General features: G+C 36.9%; 17 protein-coding genes and 1 pseudogene. 16 read left to right on the forward strand and 2 right to left on the reverse strand.

Annotation, left to right across the window (positions count from 1 at the left end):
- The 6 genes and pseudogenes from AAC037_RS05025 to lepB form a co-directional block, all read left to right on the forward strand.
- Positions 1–261 (forward strand): annotated as a pseudogene (locus AAC037_RS05025) (hydrolase); the annotation flags it as partial.
- A 6-nt stretch (positions 262–267) separates the two neighbouring features.
- A complete protein-coding gene (locus AAC037_RS05030) occupies positions 268–1,047 on the forward strand; it encodes an AAA family ATPase (protein WP_339901951.1) in 780 nt (259 codons plus the stop codon).
- Positions 1,048–1,060: 13 nt separating this feature from the next.
- A complete protein-coding gene (locus AAC037_RS05035) occupies positions 1,061–1,984 on the forward strand; it encodes a ParB/RepB/Spo0J family partition protein (protein ID WP_339901952.1) in 924 nt (307 codons plus the stop codon).
- 21 nt (positions 1,985–2,005) lie between these two features.
- A complete protein-coding gene (locus AAC037_RS05040) occupies positions 2,006–2,593 on the forward strand; it encodes a DUF5683 domain-containing protein (RefSeq protein WP_339901953.1) in 588 nt (195 codons plus the stop codon).
- A gap of 1 nt (position 2,594) precedes the next feature.
- The gene (gene dapB, locus AAC037_RS05045; RefSeq protein ID WP_339901954.1) at positions 2,595–3,320 is read left to right on the forward strand and encodes a 4-hydroxy-tetrahydrodipicolinate reductase; all 726 of its coding nucleotides are present in this window, start codon (positions 2,595–2,597) and stop codon (positions 3,318–3,320) included.
- Positions 3,321–3,330: 10 nt separating this feature from the next.
- Positions 3,331–4,407: a signal peptidase I gene (gene lepB, locus AAC037_RS05050; RefSeq protein WP_339901955.1), complete on the forward strand. Its 1,077-nt coding sequence runs from the start codon at positions 3,331–3,333 to the stop codon at positions 4,405–4,407.
- Positions 4,408–4,724: 317 nt separating this feature from the next.
- Here the strand turns inward: lepB and ung are convergent, their stop codons facing one another.
- Positions 4,725–5,387 carry a uracil-DNA glycosylase gene (gene ung / locus AAC037_RS05055; protein WP_339901956.1) on the reverse strand — a complete coding sequence of 221 codons (663 nt, stop codon included), beginning with the start codon at positions 5,385–5,387 and terminating at the stop codon, positions 4,725–4,727.
- A gap of 72 nt (positions 5,388–5,459) precedes the next feature.
- Between ung and apaG the strand changes: the two genes are divergently transcribed.
- From apaG to rplI, 6 genes are all read left to right on the forward strand, one after another.
- On the forward strand, positions 5,460–5,846 hold the full coding sequence (apaG, locus tag AAC037_RS05060; RefSeq protein ID WP_339901957.1) for a Co2+/Mg2+ efflux protein ApaG: 387 nt from the start codon (positions 5,460–5,462) through the stop codon (positions 5,844–5,846).
- A 94-nt stretch (positions 5,847–5,940) separates the two neighbouring features.
- Entirely contained in the window at positions 5,941–6,630 is a 690-nt protein-coding gene (locus AAC037_RS05065) for a class I SAM-dependent methyltransferase (RefSeq protein WP_339901958.1), read from the forward strand.
- A gap of 439 nt (positions 6,631–7,069) precedes the next feature.
- Positions 7,070–7,993, forward strand: a complete 924-nt coding sequence (locus AAC037_RS05070; RefSeq protein ID WP_339901959.1) for a hypothetical protein — start codon at positions 7,070–7,072, stop codon at positions 7,991–7,993.
- Positions 7,994–8,072: 79 nt separating this feature from the next.
- Entirely contained in the window at positions 8,073–8,444 is a 372-nt protein-coding gene (gene rpsF, locus AAC037_RS05075) for a 30S ribosomal protein S6 (RefSeq protein WP_339901960.1), read from the forward strand.
- Positions 8,441–8,692 carry a 30S ribosomal protein S18 gene (gene rpsR, locus AAC037_RS05080; RefSeq protein ID WP_014022376.1) on the forward strand — a complete coding sequence of 84 codons (252 nt, stop codon included), beginning with the start codon at positions 8,441–8,443 and terminating at the stop codon, positions 8,690–8,692. The genes rpsF and rpsR overlap by 4 nt, the downstream gene beginning before the upstream one ends.
- 38 nt (positions 8,693–8,730) lie before the next feature.
- Complete coding sequence (gene rplI / locus AAC037_RS05085) at positions 8,731–9,174, forward strand: 50S ribosomal protein L9 (protein WP_339901961.1); 444 nt, start codon at positions 8,731–8,733, stop codon at positions 9,172–9,174.
- A gap of 48 nt (positions 9,175–9,222) precedes the next feature.
- On the opposite strand, the gene AAC037_RS05090 is transcribed toward rplI, so the two are convergent.
- On the reverse strand, positions 9,223–9,471 hold the full coding sequence (locus tag AAC037_RS05090) for a hypothetical protein (RefSeq protein WP_339901962.1): 249 nt from the start codon (positions 9,469–9,471) through the stop codon (positions 9,223–9,225).
- 234 nt (positions 9,472–9,705) lie between these two features.
- Here AAC037_RS05090 and AAC037_RS05095 point away from each other — a divergent pair, with 234 nt between their 5' ends.
- From AAC037_RS05095 to AAC037_RS05110, 4 genes are all read left to right on the forward strand, one after another.
- Positions 9,706–10,689, forward strand: coding sequence for a GSCFA domain-containing protein (locus AAC037_RS05095; protein WP_339901963.1), 984 nt, complete (start codon positions 9,706–9,708; stop codon positions 10,687–10,689).
- Positions 10,690–10,710: 21 nt separating this feature from the next.
- Positions 10,711–11,415: a thioredoxin domain-containing protein gene (locus tag AAC037_RS05100; RefSeq protein WP_339901964.1), complete on the forward strand. Its 705-nt coding sequence runs from the start codon at positions 10,711–10,713 to the stop codon at positions 11,413–11,415.
- 1,306 nt (positions 11,416–12,721) lie between these two features.
- The gene (gene priA, locus AAC037_RS05105; protein WP_339901965.1) at positions 12,722–15,235 is read left to right on the forward strand and encodes a primosomal protein N'; all 2,514 of its coding nucleotides are present in this window, start codon (positions 12,722–12,724) and stop codon (positions 15,233–15,235) included.
- A 422-nt stretch (positions 15,236–15,657) separates the two neighbouring features.
- Positions 15,658–16,345, forward strand: a 688-nt coding sequence (locus tag AAC037_RS05110; RefSeq protein WP_339901966.1) for an alpha/beta fold hydrolase, incomplete at its 3' end; no start/stop codon positions are given.

The raw sequence follows: 16,345 nt of genomic DNA on the forward strand, positions 1-16,345 counted from the left end.
ACCGCTTTGAGTTATGACATGAAATTAATTGGAGAATCATTTGACATTGATTTTGCAATTTTACCAATTGGGGATAACTTTACCATGGGTATTACCGATGCATTAAAGGCTGCTGAATTTGTTGGGACCGATAAAATTATTGGCATGCACTATGATACATTTGAACCAATTAGAATAGATAAAATTAAAGTAAAAAGAGAGGCAGAAAAAAGTGGGAAAGAATTGATTTTGCTAAACATAGGAGAAAGTATTTCGCTATAAAAGACAATGGGAAAAGTAATCGCAATAGCCAACCAAAAAGGAGGCGTAGGAAAAACCACTACTGCCATGAATCTTGCAGCCAGTTTGGCTGTGTTAGAGTACAAAACCTTGGTGATCGATGCAGATCCCCAGGCCAATACCACGTCTGGGCTAGGCTTTGATCCTAAGGAAATAGAAACAAGCATTTATGAATGTATGGTCAATGAAAGTGATATCAACGAAATCATTATATCTACTGAAATCGATCATTTGGATTTGGTGCCTTCACATATAGACCTGGTAGGAGCGGAAGTGGAAATGGTAAACCTGGAGGACAGGGAGGAGAAGATGCGGAGTGTGATTCAGGAAGTAAGGGATCGATATGATTTCATCATCATCGATTGTTCACCCTCTCTAGGGCTAATCACAATCAATGCATTGACCGCTTCAAATTCTGTAGTAATACCTGTTCAATGTGAATACTTTGCATTGGAGGGTTTGGGTAAATTATTGAATACAATCAAAATTATTCAAACCAGGTTAAATCAAGAACTTGAGATTGAAGGTATACTATTGACAATGTATGACGTTAGACTAAGACTATCCAACCAAGTTGTGGAAGAAGTACGCATGCATTTTAAAGACATGACTTTCGATACCATTATTCCTAGGAATGTTAAATTAAGTGAGTCACCTAGCTTTGGTATGCCGGTAGTGGCTTTTGATGCCACAGGGAAAGGAGCTGTTGCCTACTTAAATTTGGCCAATGAAATTGCCATTAAAAATGGTATGGCGAAAGAAAATTGAATAAATAATAACAATGGCTGTTAATAAATCAAATGTTAAAAAAAGAGGTGCCTTGGGTAAAGGTTTGGGTGCCTTGTTGAAAGATTCTCCCGGAAAGGAGAAAAGTGGCGACAATAGTGAAAAACAAAACCCTGTAGCAGGAATTTTTGAAGTGCCTTTAGAAGAAGTTCAGGTAAACCCCTACCAACCTAGAACCCATTTTGATAAGACGGCCTTAGAAGAGCTGTCGGACTCTATAAAAGTACAAGGGATTATTCAGCCCATTACTGTAAGAAGACTTGCTGATAATGAATATCAGTTGATTTCAGGGGAAAGAAGGTTTCAAGCTTCCAAACTCGCCGGACTCAAACAGATCCCTGCCTACGTTCGGACAGCCAATGACCAGCAAATGCTGGAAATGGCCCTAATTGAAAACATTCAAAGGGAAAATCTTAATGCCTTGGAAATTGCGCATTCCTACCAGAGACTATTGGCAGAATGTGAACTTAAACAAGAACAACTTGGGGATAGGGTAGGTAAGAATCGGACTACCGTAAACAATTACCTTCGTTTATTGAAATTGCCACCGGATATTCAAGCCGGTATTAGGGATCAAAAAATCAGTATGGGTCATGCGAGGGCATTGATTAATATTGAGGATGTAGACAAACAACTTGCCATCTTTAAAAAGACGGTGGAAGAAGAGTTGAGTGTAAGGAAGGTGGAAGCCTTGGTTAAGGAATTGAATGATGGATCCCCTAAAAAAGCAGATAAAGAGAAAGAAGCTTTAGATCCTGTAAAAAAATATGAGATCAATAAGCTTCAGCAGAAATTGGCTTCACATTTTGGTACCAAGGTTTCTTTGAAGTCCGACAAAAAAGACAAGGGTGAAATTAAGATTCCCTTTCACTCTACCAGTGACCTTAACAGGATCTTGGAAATTTTAGAATTGATCTAAGTGAAATGCCGATTTTTCATTATGGCAAATAAAATTAATCCTAAAACAAACCAATTGCATATTGTTTTAGGATTTTTGTGTCTTTTTCTGGTTCATTCTGTAAATGCTCAAGAAATAGATAGCAATACATCCCTGACCGACTCTATAGGTATTGAAGCGCCTAAAAATGTTAAAGATCCTAAAAAAGCGATCTATTTGTCTTTAATTTTCCCTGGAGCAGGTCAGGTTTATAATGAAAAAGTCTGGAAATTACCTTTACTTTACAGTGGCGTTTCTACGGCAATTTATTTTTTGAACTTTAACAATAGAAGGTACAAAGAATTTATTGCTGCCTTGGAGATAGTAAGGGAGGGTACAGAAACCAACCCTTTTCCCAATTTAAATGAAGATGGAATTATAAGAAATGTCAATTACTGGAGGAGAAACAGAGATGCCATGTACATGGTTTTTGGAGCCATATATGCTTTAGGGGCTGTAGATGCTTTTGTAGATGCCCATCTCTCGGGATTCGATGTTAGTGATGACCTTACCTTCAATCTTGAACCAAGTATGGAGCCCATGTTGGCCAATAATAATGCCATTGGGCTTTCATTAAAAATAAAATTTTAATATGAATATTCTGATATTAGGCTACGGAAAAATGGGGAAAATTATCTCCCAAATGGCTGAGGAAAGAGGCCATCGTATTGTGGCCAAAATTAATATTGAAAATGTGGCAGATCTGGATCATTTGAATACAGATGAAATAGATGTTGCCATCGAATTTAGCCAACCAAGTTCTGCAGTAGGTAATATTACCTGGTGCATGCAACACCATGTGCCGGTGGTGGTGGGAACAACAGGATGGATGGATGAGAAAGAGGCGATGACTGAGCTATGTGCCCAAAAGAACGGCGCTCTCTTCTATGCTTCAAATTTCAGCATAGGTGTAAATATCTTTTTTAAGGTCAATGCCTTCCTTGCCAAATTGATGAATGATCAGACAGCATATCAAGCCGACCTGGAAGAAATCCATCATACAGAAAAGAAAGATGCGCCAAGCGGTACTGCCATAACCTTGGCTGAAGGATTGATCAATAATAACAAAAGATATTCCAAGTGGAAATTAAAAGAAGGTGATGGCCAAACTGATGAAGGAGTGCTGCCCATTACTTCTAAAAGAATTGACCCGGCCCCGGGAACACATATTGTATCCTATACGTCCGAAATTGATGATATTACCATAAACCATACCGCACACAATAGAAAAGGTTTCGCGTTGGGGGCTGTATTGGTGGCAGAATGGCTACCCGGTAATAAAGGTGTTTTATCAATGAATGATTTTTTGGATTTTTAATTAATAAAAAATGAGTCAAGAAAAAAACAAAAAATCAGCTTCCAGAGAATGGATTGATGCATTGCTTTTTGCCATTATTGCAGCAAGTTTAATCAGGTGGTTGCTATTGGAACCTTTTACCATCCCCACAGCTTCAATGGAAAAATCTCTGTTGGTGGGGGATTTTCTATTTGTAAGTAAAATGCACTATGGTACCAGGGTACCGAAAACCATTCTTCAAGTTCCGCTGACCCACCAAAAAATTTGGGGTACAGAGCTTAAGTCTTATTCTGAAGCCATTCAATTGCCCTATTACAGGTTACCCGGCTTTACTTCCATCAAAAGAAATGATGTGGTGGTATTTAACTTTCCGGAGGAATTTCAATACCCCGTGGATTTGAAGACCAATTATATCAAGCGGGCTGTGGCTATTCCGGGAGATGTCCTGGAAATAAAGGAAGCGCAATTGTATGTCAATGGAAAGGCCAGTGAAAACCCGGAAGAAATGCAGTTTTCATATGATGTCATTGTCAATAGACCTTTGAATGCGGAGTTTTTTGACAGGTATGGCATTAACCCTGATAGCTACTATCCATTTTCTGATAATTCTGGCTATTTTGTCTTTGCTACAGATGCAATGATCAAGGAGCTTGAACAATCTCCGGCCATATCTTCCATTCAAAAAAGGATCAGTAAACCGGGGCAAGGGGATGCCAATATATTCCCCGATGGAGCCTACTTTAAATGGAATAAGGATAATTTTGGTCCCCTAGAAGTACCGGCAAAAGGGCAAACCATCACCCTTGATGAAGAGAATGTTAGGAAATACTCTTTTACCATTGAGAAGTTTGAAGGGCATGAAAATGTTACTGTAGAAGACAATAAATTGTTTATCGATGGGGTGGAACAACAGACCTATACCTTTAATCAAAATTATTATTTCATGATGGGAGATAACAGACACGATTCCCTAGATTCAAGGTTTTGGGGATTTGTGCCTGAAGATCACGTAGTAGGAAAGGCCTGGTTCCTCTGGTTGTCTTTAGAAAAACACAAAACCATGTTTAACAAAATCAGATGGGACAGATTTTTTAAACCCATTAATTGATAATATATCTTGGTGTAGCAATTTAAAAGTTCAATTCTAAAATAAATTGCTAGTTCACAACAAACAAATCCCCGGACGATACAATGGTCTGGGGATTTTGTGTTTAGCGTCTTTTAAACCCGGATTAAGCCATAGTGTTAATGATATCTGCTGAACTTTCTTAAGGGGAGGGTTGCAATCACAAGAAAATTAGCTGTATAGGGATTATAGCATAGCATTGCTATGGTGAAATTGTAAATAGGAGGTAAATAGCTGGTTTTTAGTTAATTAAAGCATATTTTCTGATTTGTTTTAATCATTATTATCAAAAGTATGGGTTACCATTGAATAGGGGCTACTCCATTTTTAGTCAAGTAAGCATTGGTTTGGCTAAAATGTTTGCAACCTAAAAATCCCCTATGAGCAGATAATGGACTTGGATGCGGAGATTGTAATTTGAAGTGTTTATCAGCGGGTATGACTACTGCCTTCTTTTGGGCATAAGCCCCCCAAAGCAAAAACACTAGGTTGGATTTATGTGCAGCCAAATTTTCAATCACCGCAGTAGTAAAGGTTTCCCAGCCTTTTTTCTGATGGCTCCCCGCCTTGTGTGCTTCCACTGTAAGTGTAGCATTCAGCAATAAGACCCCTTGTTTAGCCCATCTTTCCAGATTCCCATTGGAAGGAAAAGGTAGATTGAGATCACTCTTTAGCTCCTTAAAAATATTCAACAGTGATGGAGGAAAGGGAATTCCCTCCTTCACAGAAAATGCCAAACCATGCGCCTGTCCGGGACCGTGATAAGGATCTTGCCCTAGAATAACTACTTTGACTTTTTCTACCGGACACAAGTCAAAAGCTTTAAAGATGGAATCACCCATGGGATAGATCGTTTTGGTTTCATATTCTGTTTTAACAAAATTCACCAATGATTCAAAGTAAGGCTTTGAAAACTCATCCCCCATTAATTGTTTCCAACTATTTTCTATTTTGACGTTCATAAATAGGTTTTCTATTGGTATATTTGAATTAAGGATTCAAATTTCGGATAAGTTTTGTATTAAAAAAACTAAATGGCAACTGCAATAACAGAAGGGATAAAAATAAGTGTGGAAGCAAGCTACCAGAAAGAGTTTTCGAACCCTAATATGCATCATTTTGTGTTCACCTATAAAGTGACCATTCAAAATTGCAATCCTTTTACGGTACAATTGCTTCGAAGAAGGTGGGAAATTCATGATGCTGCAGAAAGTCTTAAGCTTGTGGAAGGAGAAGGTGTGGTTGGTCAGCAGCCTGTATTGGAACCCGGAAATACGCATACCTATTTATCTGGATGTACAATCAAATCAGGAATGGGAAAAATGAAAGGTAATTTTTATGTTGAAAAATTAAACGATGGTAAAATGCTAACTGTAACCATTCCGGAATTCCAACTTATCGCCAATATTTTCAACAATTGATCTTTCAATAATGCTTTTCCACATTCGGGAGTATTTTCTTTATTTTTTGCACAAAGAAGATCAACACAGCTTACATTCACCTTATTATTTTAATTTGTATAAAGATTTAAAATCTTACCTGAAAGAAAATAAAAACGGTAACCCGAAAATTGAAAGACTAAGAAAGAAATTTCTTTCCTCTAATCAAGAAATTCTTCGAACCGATTATGGTGCAGGATCCAGGTGGAGTAAGGGGCAAAAGCAAAAAGTGGCTGTTATTGCAAAACATGTGAGTAGCCCTCTGAAATTTTCACTTTTGTATCAGTTTCTTTGTAAACTTAGTCCGGCCAATACTGTTTTGGAACTTGGAACATCTTTGGGGATCAATACGGCTTACCTCGCAGCTGTTTGCAAAGGGGAACTGTATAGCTATGAAGGGGATCCCATACTGATGGGGTTGGCGCGTGAGCACCTGTCCCAAGAATCCCATATAAACTTGGTGACAGGGAATCTAAATGAGACCCTTAGGATGTCCTTATTGGCCTTGAATAGCGTAGATTTTGTTTTGATAGATGCCAACCATAGGTATGTTCCCACAATAGATTATTTTAAACAAATAGTACCGAAATTACATGCGGAAAGTATTTTGGTAATTGCAGACATCCACTGGTCGAAGCAGATGAAAAAAGCCTGGCAAGAATTAAAAAATTACCCATCTGTAACCGAAAGCATTGATTTTTTTGACTGTGGTGTATTATTTTTTGGTAAGCATGGAGTTAGAAATGACTATATCCTAAATATTTAAATTAGGTATAGGTAAAACTTGACTTGGTTTTCTATGCCTAATTCATCCTTTTTTCAATTTTAGTCAAATCTGGATGATTTTAAAGTCCTTGGTTGCTAGTTGGTATTATTGTTTTAATGTAGCAGTGGAAATCAACTTTAGTAATCTATGAACCTTTAGGCATGGTAAAAAAATGCCAGCTTTTTTTACCATGCTATTGGGTTGCATACTTTGTAAAAACATTATAATTTGGTCATTTAGCTTGATTCCTTGATATGCCATGTAAATTGCTGGTTAATCGTAAGGATAAAAAGAGGCTGATGTTGATTTATGAGGAATATTTAAAGCAGAAAGCGAAAAAAATATTGGTCTGATAATTGATAGGCTTAGTAAGATATATGAACGTAAGTAAATGTCGCGGTAAAAATGAAGTATGCAATTGTAAAGTGTTTTTATTTGTATGAGTGAAGGAGAGAATAATAATAAAAGCAGTATAAATGTAGACAAAGGAAAAAATATTCTAATTATCGTTTTGGTAATTTTAGTAATTCTTAGTGGGTGGAGACTTTTAAATGATCACCGTGAAAAATCTAGAATCAATGAAGAGGTAACTCATTTGACTGAAGAAAACAATCAGTTGAATACCAGACTTGATTCTGTTACAAGAGAATTGGATGTTAGAATTAACGAAATTATCAGCCTTAATGGGGATGTTGAAGCCCTGGTGAAGGTCAAACAGCAGTTGGAAAGAGAGCGAAAGCTAGATAAAAACAGGTCCGCCAATGATATTGCCAGGTTGAATGCTCAAATCGATAGTTATTTAACCTTATTGGAAGAAAAGGATGCAGATATTGTTCGATTGAAAGCCCAAAATGTGCAGCTTTTTTCTGAGAATAAAGAGTTAAAATCAGACAAGTTTGAGATTGAGGAGGAAATGGCCAAAATAAACAAGAAGACAGATGATCTTGAAAAGAAAGTGAATCTTGCTTCTCAACTGAAAGCCGAAAACATTGTTGTGGCTGCTGTAAATTCCAGGGGTAGAGAGAGGGAAGGAGAATTTAGGAACAGACAACTTTCAAAATTGAAGGTTTCTTTTAATATTTCAGACAATAAAGTGGCTGAAACCGGTATGAGAGATGTTTTCATTCAGGTTTTGTCTCCCAATGGGCAAGTGATATTTGACATAGCCAAGGGTTCGGGTACCTTTGAGTTAAATGGTAAAGAGCATTTTTATACTTTGAAGCAAGATTTTGTTTTTAATAATACCCAACAGCAATTGACTTATTTTTATGAGAAAGGGTCCGATTATGTCAAGGGAAACTATGTGGTCAAAATTTTTTCCGATGGTTGGGAAATAGGTGAAAGTAGTTTTGAAATAAAATAAAAGCGTATTTTTTTGATTATTTGGGCATTTAGCTTAATTTTGCAAACTGTTTTAAATTATTAAACAAAAGTTAAAAAGAATGTTCCAAAAAAATTATGAAACGGTATTCATCCTTACTCCCGTTTTGTCTGAAGTTCAGATGAAGGATACCGTAGACAAGTATGTAGGCTTGTTAAAGGAATTGGGAGCAGAGGTAGTAAATGTTGAGAACTGGGGCCTAAAAAAATTGGCTTATCCTATCCAAAAGAAAACTACCGGATTTTATGTATTGGTTGAGTACAAAGCTGATCCATCTGCAATTCAGAAGTATGAGATAAATTTCAGAAGAGATGAGACCGTATTGAGGTTTCTTACGACTGTTATGGACAAACATGGTTTGAAATACGCAGAAAGAAGAAGAAAAGGTGAATTCAATAAAAAATCTGAAGCTAAGGAGGAGCCAGCAAAATGACATTAAAAAACGAACCAATCAACAGAGAGCAAAACAGAAAAAAATACTGTAGGTTTAGAAAATTAGGTATCAAGTATATCGATTATAAAGATCCTAACTTCTTGCTTAAATTTGTGAACGAACAAGGTAAAATTCTTCCTAGAAGATTGACAGGTAACTCTGCAAAATTTCAGAGAAAGGTTGCTCAGGCCATTAAGAAAGCCAGACATTTGGCATTATTGCCTTACGTAGCAGACGGCTTGAAATAGTTTGTCTGTAATCCTTCACCTAATAAAATATTTTAACAATGGAAGTTATCTTAAAAACAGATATAAAAGGACTAGGGTATAAAAATGACTTGGTAGATGTAAAACCAGGTTATGGAAGAAATTACCTAATACCTCAGGGCTTTGCTTTACTTGCTACCTCTTCAAACAAGAAGATTTTGCAAGAAAATATTAAGCAAGCAGCTCATAAAGCAGAAAAAATTAAATCAGAAGCTGAAGCTGTAGCGGCTAAGTTAGAAAGCATCACGTTAGAAATTAAAGCAAAAATAGGCGATTCCGGAAAGATTTTCGGAAAAGTGACAACTTTGCAACTCTCTGATGCTTTGGCAGAGAAAAATATTGATATTGACCGTAAGAAAATATCTATCAACCAGCCGGTTACTACTTCAGGTGAATACGAAGCTGAAATTGATCTTCACAGAGAAGTCAAAACCAATGTGAAGTTTGTGGTCGTAGCTGAATAGTTACAACTAAAATATTGAATTAAAAAAGCCAGGTTTGTCCTGGCTTTTTTAGTTTACAATGGCTTTCTCTAAGTCGGCTATTAACTTTTTGGAAACAGATCGGATGCTCTTACTTTTAGCCTCTTTCAAAAGTTCCAATGCAAGCATTGATTTCATTTTTAGACCATCAGGATTATGGTCAAACCGATAACTGCCTAAACACCACTTCAACTCAGCAGCCAATTCTTCATTGATTTTTAATTTGTTAAGTTTTTCGATGGTGTGCTCTACAGATTTTTCTAAAAGTGCTGAATCCATTTTATTATTTGTTAAAGGTTATAGTAAATTTTTCAACAATATTATCAATAATTATTAAATATTGAAATTTTACTCAAAAAATATTTCTTATCCATATTTAATAGAGTGTATGGTTGTAGATAATATAAATATAGATTCCTTTTCAACTTAGGTTTCCATTCCCTCATATTTTCATTAATTTGATCTTTAATTCAGGCCTCAATCTAGGGTCATTTTATTTAATTGATTCAACCAATGAAAAGTTTTAGAACTACTTTCCGCTTTAAGCAGTGTGACAAAGGAATTCACCATTCATCAAATATAATTACCATAGGATCTTGCTTTTCAGAAGTGATAGGAGAAAGGTTACTTGATTGTAAATTCAATGCCTTAGTGAACCCCTATGGGACAACATTCAACCCCGTATCTATTTTTAATCTTTTAATAAAGTCAATTACGGGTAAGCCTTTGGACCCTGACTTGTATTTAAATAGACATGATCATTTTTTTCATTACCAGCTTCATTCCTCTTTTAGTGGTACTTCCGTTGAAGCGCTTGAAATGAAAATTGGAGGAACCCGTATTAAGGTAAGTGAACAGTTAGAATCTGCTACTCATTTATTTATAACGCTAGGGACGGCCTTCGTTTATCGCTTACTGGAAAATGGTAGTATAGTAGCCAATTGCCACAAACAGCCACAAAAGTATTTTTCAAAAAGCCTTTTAGGCTTGGATGAAATGATGGAAGGCTTTAATGCTTTTTATCAAAATATTTTGTTAATTAACCCGGGTATTCAAGTGGTTTTAACAGTGAGTCCGGTGCGCCATATCAAAGATGGAATTAGTCAAAATCAGCTAAGTAAGAGCTTGCTCAATGTACTTTGCCACCAATTGGTAGCAGCCTATCCTGAGATTTATTATTTTCCGGCCTATGAAATAATGATGGATGACCTCCGAGATTACCGCTTTTATAAGGACGATATGATTCATCCCAGTTTCATGGCTGAGGAGTATATATGGGAGCAATTTCAAACTGCTTTTTTCAATGAGGAAACCAAAGACTTGATTCAACATGTTGATCAAATAAAACGTAACCTTAAACATCGACCATTCAATCCTCAGTCTCAAGCCCATCAAAAATTTCTTCTAAAACTAAAAGAATTGATTTCTTTGATGCCTGAAAATCTCGATTTTTCCCATGAGAAACAATCCATTGAGGAACAGCTGAAGTTGTTTTAATAGTATTTTATTACCGGAAGTATGAACGCCAATCAACTGATAAATAGTAAAAGTATATACTTACAACAGCATGCCCATAATCCGGTAGAATGGTACCCTTGGTCAAAAGAGGCACTCGATAAAGCGAAGCTTGAGAACAAACCTATACTGGTTAGTATTGGGTATTCAGCTTGTCATTGGTGCCATGTTATGGAAAGGGAAAGCTTTGAAGACCTGGAAGTAGCCAAGCTGATGAATGCCCAATTTATATGCATAAAAATTGATAGGGAAGAAAGGCCTGACCTGGATAATATTTATATAGAAGCAGTACAGGTAATGGGCTTACAGGGGGGCTGGCCACTTAATGTGTTTTTGCTTCCCAATCAGAAACCTTTCTATGGAGGGACTTATTTCACAAAAGATCAATGGATAAAAGTGCTTTCAGGAGTTGCCCGAGCTTTTTCTCAAGAATACAAGGAACTGGTAAAAAGTGCAGAAGGCTTTGGCCAAAGTATCGAACGGTCTATAATAGACAAATATGGTTTAAAAAAAAGAAATACTGGTTTTTTACCGGAGAATGCTAGGGAGCTGGCTAGAAAACTGGCGAAGGGATTTGACCCGGAATGGGGAGGAATGAAAAGAGTGCCGAAATTTCCAATGCCTACAATTTGGAGCAAAAAGACTTGGGTGAAAAGGTTTGTTTTACCTTGGAAAAAATGGGTATGGGAAGTATTTATGATCACTTGAGTGGTGGTTTTTGCAGGTATAGTGTTGATGGTAAGTGGTTTGTGCCTCATTTTGAAAAAATGTTATATGACAATGGTCAGTTGCTGAGTCTCTATAGTAAAGCTTACCAATACAGTTCTAATGCCCTTTTTAAAGAAAAAGTTATTGAAACAATAAGCTGGCTACTTAATGAAATGTGTAGCCCTGAAATGGGTTTTTACGCTGCAATGGATGCAGATAGTGAGGGAGAGGAAGGGAAATTTTATACTTGGACATATTCTGAGTTGGAAGATGAGCTAGGGGGGGATTTGGATTGGTTTTGCCAATTGTATGGAATTAAAAAGCAAGGGAATTGGGAGCCCAATGTAAACCTACTTTTTCAGACCAAATCCTATACAGAAGTTGCTGAGAATTTTGGATTTACTCTTGATGCTTTTCAATACAAATTGACAGAAGTAAAACAAAGATTATTATCAAAAAGGACGCTTAGGACCAAGCCGGGATTGGATGATAAAATCATCAGTGGTTGGAATGGATGGATAATTGATGGATTATGTCATGCCTATCTGGCAATTGGTGAGGAAGAAATTAGAAATACTGCTTTAGCGAGTGGGAATTTCATTTGGAACCACATGGTCATTGAAAATGTGCTGTATAGAAATTACAAAGACAATGAAGCCTACACGCCTGCATTTTTGGAAGACTATGGAGCAGTAATCCAATGCTTTATTTCCCTTTATAAAATTTCTTTTGATCCACTTTGGCTAAACAGAGCGGAATGGCTAACTCAGAAGGTCATGGAAAATTTTTACGATGAGGAAGATGGGATGTTTTATTTTAATGACCTTAAAACTGAAAAGTTGATCGCCAATAAGAAGGAGATTTTTGACAACGTTATCCCTTCTTCCAACTCAATAATGGCAAGAAATCTTCATCAACTGGGGCTATATTTGTACAAGGATACTTATCTTGCACAAGCAAAGAGCATGTTGCAGTTGGTTAGTGAAATATTAATGAAAGAACCGGATTTTCTAGCCAATTGGGCAAACTTTTATTTAGAGCAATCGGTACCTACTGCTGAAATGGTAATTGCAGGAAAAGAGGCTAGCGAGCTTGGCTTAACACTCCAGAAAACCTACCGGCCCAATACAATTGTTGCTGCAGATACCAACGCAAACATTGTGCTTCCAATATTGGCGGATAAAATGGGGGAGAAATCTACTTTTTATGTTTGCTTTGATAAAACTTGCAAGCAACCTGTTGACACCATAGAAGCTGCCATTCAGCAACTGCCAAAATTGCCCAAGACTAAACAATAAGATGAATAGTGGAAGATCTCTTTGGACATAGTTACCCTTCAACAAGTAAAAACTTGTATGCAGACATTATCCTGCCTGTGCCTATACCCCGTGCATTTACTTATAGTGTAAGTCCGGAAATTCAGGATGAGATAGGAATTGGATATAGGGTAATGGTTCAATTTGGAAAAAAAAGAATCCTGACGGGGATTGTGGCTAAAGTTCACCAAAAAGCTCCTGAGGCCTATAAGGCCAAGCCCGTCTTGGACTTACTGGATGATTACCCCATAGTCAATGCCTTACAGATAAAATTCTGGGGCTGGATAGCGGGCTATTATTGCTGCCATATCGGCGAAGTTATGAATGCAGCTTTGCCCAGTGGCTTGAAACTTTCTACAGAAAGTAAGGTACAAATTCATCCTGACTTTGATCTAGAGAACCCGAACTTCCCGATGGATGATAGGGAGTTGGCCATATTAGAAGTGTTGGAGAAAAATCAGGAGATGAATGTAGATCAGCTTGAGCCATTGGTGGTGGCCAAGGACCTGCATAAAATTATAAAAAGTCTCTTGGCAAAAAAAGCCATTCTTGTTTACGAATCGGTTAAGGAAAAATACAGCCCTAAAACAGAAACAAGGGTGCGCTTTTCTCCTGAATACTTATTGGAGAGCAATAAGTTAAATGGGCTGTTTGAAAAAATTAAAGGCAAAGAAAAGCAAGAAAATGTCTTGCTCAAATACCTACAGCAAGTACCGGTATTCAATAACCAGGAACTTAATGAAAAAGGATTGTCAAAGAAAGTTTTGACAGATGCAGGTTGTTCTCCTTCATCTATTGAAACCCTTGTGAAAAATAAGGTCTTTGAAAGTTTTAAAGTGAAAATAAGCCGTTTTGATCCCATAAAAATTGATGAGCGACCTATTGAGCTTTCACAAGATCAAATGGAGGCCTATGAATCCATCCAGCATGAATTTGGCAACAAATCTACGGTACTTCTCCATGGAATTACGGGCTCAGGGAAAACAGAAATATACATAAGGTTAATCAATGATGTTTTAGATAGCGGTTCCCAGGTACTGCTGTTATTGCCTGAGATTGCTTTGACTACGCATTTGGTTTCAAGGCTTCAAAAGGTGTTTGGAGATAAAATGGGGATTTTTCATTCCAGGTATTCAGACAATGAAAGGGTAGATGTTTGGCAAGGGGTGTTATCCGGAAAGTATAATTTTATTATTGGTGTAAGGTCTTCTTTATTTTTACCTTTCGACAGTTTAGGGCTGGTTATAGTAGACGAGGAACATGAGCCTTCCTACAAACAATTTGAACCTGCACCTCGATTTCATGCCCGGGATGCTGCCATTATGTTAGCATGGCTGCATCAGGCAAAAACTGTTTTGGGTACTGCCACCCCGGCATTTGAAAGTTTTTACAATGCCCAGAATGGTAAATACGGATATGTAAAAATGGACAAACGCTATGGAGGGGCAGAATTACCTCATTTTCATCTGGCAGACATACTGAAAGACAAAAAAAAGAACTTGCTTAAACTGGATTTTACCAGACTGATGAGAGAGAAAATTCAAGAGGCGCTCAACAATCAGGAACAAGTCCTTATTTTTCAAAACAGGAGAGGATATGCGCCCTATATTTCTTGTGAAGAATGTGGTTGGATCCCTGAGTGTGAACATTGCGATGTGAGTTTAACTTATCATCAATACCAGAATGAATTGAGGTGTCATTATTGTGGATTTAAAGAAAGGGTTCCCAATAAATGTCAGGCTTGTGGAAGTGAGAAAATTACTACAGTTGGTTCCGGTACCGAAAGGATAGAGGAGAACCTTTCTCTATTGTTTCCGGAAGCGAGAATACTAAGAATGGACTTGGATACCACACGTAGTAAGTACGGTTATCAAAAGATTTTAGAGGAATTTGGATCCGGCAATGTTGACATATTGGTAGGGACTCAAATGATTACCAAGGGACTTGATTTTGACAGGGTTTCTTTGGTAGGGATTGTTGATGCGGATCGGATATTGTTTTACCCTGATTTCAGGTCCGGAGAAAGGGCTTTCCAACAAATTACCCAAGTGGCAGGAAGAGCCGGAAGGAGAAATAAAACAGGTAATGTAATTGTTCAAACAAGAAGGCCTTATCAACTGATTTTCAAGGAGATAATTGAGGGTAAGTATACTGAATTTTACCGACAGGAAATGGGGGATAGACGGCAATTTTTTTATCCTCCTTTTGTCAAAAATATTAAAATTGTTGTCAAACATAAGGATTTTAAAATTACGGAAACAGCTGCATCGCAATTGAAAAATTTACTCTCTGATATTGATGGAAGGAAGATCATATTAGGTCCTGAAAAAGCACTGATTGGTAAAATAAAAAATTTATTCCATTTTGAAATATGGATTAAACTTGAAAGAAGTTCACAAGCCCAAGAACATTTTAAGCATGAAATGTCCCACAAGATTTCAGCATTGCAGGGAGACAAGCGTTTTCGGTCGGTTAGATTTTTAGTGGATGTTGATCCATCTTAGTTTGTGTTCGGCATATTTGATTTTAGGACGTATTAAAATAATTCTGGCAGGTTTTGGGTTTAAATTCAAACTGTAATCCAGGTATGCTTTATTACCAAAACATGACTTGATAGTTTTACTATTTCGGGTATATTTAAGGGGGTTTTACTTGGGGATTGAGCGCTTAAATTTAGTCAATATTACCAGACAAAAATAAAGGGAAATTACGGTATTTTTTTGAAATGCATAAACTCCTTAGTCTATCAATATTTTTATATTAATAGGGTTAAACTGAGTTTTTTTTACTTTCTTCCTTTATTTGCCCATCTCCATAAATTACTGTATAAATAGCATATTATTAAGTATTTTTAGTTGTATTTTTTAAGATAAGTCATTTGATGTTAATTTTATTTTGATAAATTTATGAAGATAAAATTATATAAATGAGCCATTATTTTGAGACCATAACATTTGAATCTTTGGATGGCTTCCAATGTGACTTGAAGCATCTTAAGTCTTCCAATGCCTCTAAAGGTCCGGTGCTTTTGGTGCATGGTGCCGGGGTGAGTAGTAATATATTCAACCCACCATCCAAAAATAATATCATATATGCCCTTGAAGCAGCCGGATATGATGTATGGTTAGAAAATTGGAGAGGGAGTATTCAATTTGAGCCCAATGAATGGAATTTGGATCAGGTGGCTCAATATGATCATCCTGCAGCGGTAAGAAAGGTGATCGAACGAACAGGAGCTAAAGAAATAATGGCAATAATTCATTGTCAAGGCAGTACCAGTTTTATGATTTCCTCCATTTTAGGGCTTATTCCGGAAGTGAAATTAATTATAAGCAACGCGGTTTCTTTACATCCCGTGGTTCCATTTTATTCTGGTATTAAATTAAATGTACTCGTGCCTTTGGTGAGTAGATTTTTTAAATTTCTAGACCCACAATGGGGATTAAGAGCTCCAGATTTTAAGTCTAAACTAATGCTTAATGTAGTGAAAGCTACGCATTGGGAGAAAGATTCACTGGTAGGTAAAATGGTTAGCTTCACCTACGGGTCAGGGTTTCCTGCATTGTGGGAACTTGAAAATATAGATGATAAAACAAAAAATTGGATTCAATATG

This window comes from uncultured Cyclobacterium sp. (assembly GCF_963976465.1).
Classification (GTDB): Bacteria; Bacteroidota; Bacteroidia; order Cytophagales; family Cyclobacteriaceae; genus Cyclobacterium.